General features: G+C 65.1%; 3 protein-coding genes and 5 pseudogenes. 5 read left to right on the forward strand and 3 right to left on the reverse strand.

The genetic code is table 11. The features are described 5' to 3' along the window. Positions 1-207: pseudogene (locus P3H15_RS53205) on the reverse strand (globin domain-containing protein); the annotation flags it as partial. Beyond that, positions 195-398, reverse strand: coding sequence for a hypothetical protein (locus P3H15_RS53210; protein ID WP_276144701.1), 204 nt, complete (start codon positions 396-398; stop codon positions 195-197). The gene P3H15_RS53210 and the pseudogene P3H15_RS53205, both read right to left, overlap by 13 nt. Positions 399-475: 77 nt before the next feature. On the opposite strand from P3H15_RS53210, the gene P3H15_RS53215 reads away from it, so the two are divergent. From P3H15_RS53215 to P3H15_RS53235, 5 genes and pseudogenes are all read left to right on the forward strand, one after another. Beyond that, positions 476-766: a hypothetical protein gene (locus tag P3H15_RS53215; protein WP_276144702.1), complete on the forward strand. Its 291-nt coding sequence runs from the start codon at positions 476-478 to the stop codon at positions 764-766. 62 nt (positions 767-828) lie between these two features. Beyond that, positions 829-996, forward strand: a pseudogene (locus P3H15_RS53220) (cyclase); the annotation flags it as partial. Positions 997-1,473: 477 nt separating this feature from the next. Beyond that, positions 1,474-1,842 carry a gas vesicle protein GvpJ gene (gene gvpJ / locus P3H15_RS53225; RefSeq protein ID WP_276144703.1) on the forward strand — a complete coding sequence of 123 codons (369 nt, stop codon included), beginning with the start codon at positions 1,474-1,476 and terminating at the stop codon, positions 1,840-1,842. Further along, positions 1,839-2,624: pseudogene (locus P3H15_RS53230) on the forward strand (GvpL/GvpF family gas vesicle protein). The gene gvpJ and the pseudogene P3H15_RS53230 overlap by 4 nt, the downstream one beginning before the upstream one ends. A gap of 133 nt (positions 2,625-2,757) precedes the next feature. After that, positions 2,758-3,126, forward strand: a pseudogene (locus tag P3H15_RS53235) (IS3 family transposase); the annotation flags it as partial. A gap of 97 nt (positions 3,127-3,223) precedes the next feature. On the opposite strand, the pseudogene P3H15_RS53240 reads toward P3H15_RS53235, so the two are convergent. Continuing rightward, positions 3,224-3,749: pseudogene (locus P3H15_RS53240) on the reverse strand (peptide synthetase); the annotation flags it as partial.

Genomic DNA, 3,749 nt, shown 5'->3' on the forward strand with positions numbered 1-3,749 from the left:
TGTGTCCAGCTGGTCGATGACGTACCCGATGGCGTGCATGAGTCGGTCGCGCTGGCCGTCCATCGCGGCCGGAAAGTGTTGGCGGATCTCCGGGTTGGAGGCGAACAGGACCGCATAGAAGGCTCGCGCGAAAGCGTTCTCGCCCCCTGGGGACGCTCCGACGGATTTGAAGCTTGATCTGACCAATGAAATCGTCAGAGATTCCACGACAATCGCCGCCTTCGATAGTGGGAGAACGGGTCGGTGGGTTCGTCGACGTGGTGCTGGTCGAGTTGGCGGTCGCGAATGAGTTCGTCGCCGAGATCGCCGCTGATCTCGTCGGTGCTCTCTTCGTCCGGGTACGCCAGCCGCACCGCACTCGCCCCGATGGGCGCCCCGAGATTCGAACTCGTAACCAAATTATAACGTTTCGGTCACAGGCGCGGTGAAGGGGGCGGAAGCGGTACGCCTGCACGCAACACGACGCTACGCCGTTGTGACACATGACTACACGACGTTCGAGCGCTGGCGCACCCGCCAGTCGGAGCGCGCGCGGATCGCCGAGATCGCCGCCGGTCTAGACCGTTTCCAGTGGTGGGTACTCGAGGACCTCGCCGACGTCCGCCAGGCGTTCTTGAGTCGAGATCGCACATCAGGGGACGAGGAGGTCCGGGCGTTCGTCGCGGCCCGCGATGCCGCCACCAGGGTGGCGATCCCCGACGAGTTGGCGGTCTACCGGCTGGCCGACCAGATCGGCCGCGACCGGGACCGGCACGCCCTCATGTAGGTAGGTCGCAACCGTAGAGACACCAGAACGGTCCCTGGAGAGTTCCACGGGGGCCGTTCTTCGCGCAGATGGACATCGACCGGGGCGGGTTCGCCGAGAACGCGGCCGACAAGCTCGGCGTCCTCAGCCACCGAGTCAAGGTCGACATGAAGAAGTTCAAGCACTTCATCGAAGAGCGCGGCACTGAAACCGGCGGCTGGCGTGGTGACGTGGACCGCCCCACCCTCTGAGAAGAATACCCGGACGGGGTGCTGCCTCCCGGGCCGAAGCGGCGACACGGTATGGGGTGTGCCGAAGGGCCGGTACCTTCCACTCATAAAATCGAAGATGGCGCCGAGTGTGCGGATTCACTCGGAAGTGATGGAGTTCCACGCCAACCGCATGCGACCCCCGAACCCGCCACACCGCGCAACGGACAACATCCACAGCGGCAACCGGACGGCAACCGCGCCATACCTGTCCGGCGGCGCGGTCATCGACAACGGCCACAAGACTCGGGTGCGGGCGGACCGCTTCGCGCGGGCCGAATCGGCTATTCTCCAGCGGTTTTGGCGGATTGAACTTCGGCTGTTTCGGGTGGTCCGGTAGTTCGCGCGCGGGCATCCGTTTTCGGGGTGTGCCCGCGCGGGGCGAGCCCGGCCCGGGCGCCGAGCCGACCGCACCCGAAAGTTCCGGGACCGGCGGTAGGGGGAGTGAGGAGTGCAGCGATGACCACAGCAGGTGGTCCGAGTTCGAGCAGCCTCGCCGACGTCATCGACACCATCTTGGACAAGGGCCTGGTCATCGACGCGTACGTGCGGGTCTCGCTGGTCGGTATCGAACTGCTGACCATCGACGCCCGCGTGGTGGTCGCCAGTGTCGACACTTACCTGCGGTTCGCGGAGGCGGCGAACCGGCTGGCGATCGGCAGCGAACCCAAGGGCCTGTCCGACCTGGTCTCCGACGTCAAGGGCAGCGGCAGCACCAAATCCAAGACCAAGGGTGTCCTCGAGGGCGTGGGGGAGACGCTCGGTACACTGCTCGGCGGATTATCAGGCGGCGAACGCGAATCCGCACCGCAGCGGAGACAACAATGACCTCCCCAGAGGACACCGGACAACACCGAGGGTGCTGCGGCGGCCGTGCTCTAGTGTACGGCATCGTGCGCGCGGACGTGCAGCCGGAATAGGACGCCACCGGTGTCCACGACGCCCCGATCGAGATCGTCACCCACGGTGACATCGCGGCGTTGGTCAGCGACATCGACCCGGACCACCGCCTCGGTACCCCCGCGGATCTGCAGGCCCACGCCCGCATCCTCGACGGCACCTCGAACGTGGCCCCGGTGCTGCCGCTGCGGTTCGGTGCCGTCGTGTCCGACCGGAACGCGGTGATCAACGAGTTGCTCGCCGACCGCGCCGGCGAGTTCACCTCCGCTCTCGACGAACTCGAGGGCTTCGCGCAGTACCTGGTGAAGGGTCGTTACGTCGAGGAGAGCATCGTGTGGGAGATCGTCGACGAGAGCCCGGACGCGTCGGCCCTGCTTGAGTCGATCCGCGACCAACCCGAGGAACTGACCCGGGACGCCCGGATGGCGTTGGGCGAGATCATCGGCCGCACCCTCGAGGCCAAGCGGGAAACGGACACGAGGACCGCCCTGGACGCGTTGTCGCCGCTGACCGACACCGTGACCGTCCGCGAACCCACTCACGACGAGGATGCCGTCCAGATCGCGGTCCTGCTCGAGGTGGACCGGCAAGGTGATCTCGAGCAGACGGTGGGTGACCTGGCCGAGCGCTGGGACGACCGGGTGACGATGCGCCTCGTCGGCCCGATGGCACCCTACGACTTCGTGGTGACGCCGAATCCAGAGGAATGACGAAAGATTCTGCTGTCGTGCGGCATTCGTAGAGGCTGTGCTCACTAGTGCGTTCGGTGGGCATGACCGCCGATCAGTACTGGGAGAGCGCCGACGTGACCATGGCCGATCTCCGGGGACCGACCGCACAGGAGGAGGTGAAGCGAAGACCCGCCGCTGAGATTTCATCTCCGCTCATCGCCTCGAATTCCGTATGCAGCGGCTGTGGGTGCTCGAGATGTTCCGCTCCGGTCCCTACAAGCACCTCGCCACTGAGCCGGCCCGAGGCGAGCGCCAGGCCGACGAGGCCACGACGGTCGCCGAGAGCCGCGCCACCCATGCCGAGCACCGCAGCGCCTACGGCGCTCCGCCCGCATGCCGAACTCCGGTCCTGCGAATGCAGGATCAACTGCAGCTGACCCGGCTGATGCGGATCCACCACGTCGTCGGCCGGCACCTGCGCCGCAGCAAGCGCACGACGATCGCGGACAAGTCGGCGCCAGCCGTCCGGGACCTGATGAGGTAGTGGTGGATTCCCTGATCCTGGTGCGCCTGATCATCTGCCGCTCCTGATGGGGGCGCTATCCAACCCGGCGGAGCTGGCCGATGTTGAGCCGCAACTAACTGGCTGCGTCGCCGAGATAGGTGTTGAGGACTCGTGCAATGTCCGCCAAAGCTCGTGGCGTGGTCATGTGAATGTGCGTGGCATCGATGGGATAGTACTTGAGGGAACCGGATATGTATGGCTTCCAGCAGCTGTCGGCGAGCTCTTCGGTCATGCCGTCGGCTGCGGCGGCGGCGAAATAGACCACGTCTCCGTCGAACGCGGGGGGTTGATAATTGGCGACCAGCCGTGGCGCGTCATTGAATGATGCGACGATCCGCTTCACATGTGATGGCTGGAGAAACTCGAATGCTCCAGTCCGCGTGTGGATCAGTTCGGTCGCGTGTTCAGGCGACATGGGTGCTCCTGCGGCATCCAAGTCTTCGGCATCGAATCCCATCAGATCGGATAGCTCGACCAGAATGTCTCTTACGGTGAATTCTGGGGCGACAGCCGATTCCGCTTCGCGTAACCGGCTGTCCAGCATCGCTAGCGTGAGTTTCCTAGGTAGCCGAGTTTTCGTGTCGCGTCGTGCGTGTTGA

It is taken from the genome of Rhodococcus sp. T2V (assembly GCF_029269925.1).
GTDB classification, from domain to species: domain Bacteria; phylum Actinomycetota; class Actinomycetes; order Mycobacteriales; family Mycobacteriaceae; genus Rhodococcus_F; species Rhodococcus_F koreensis.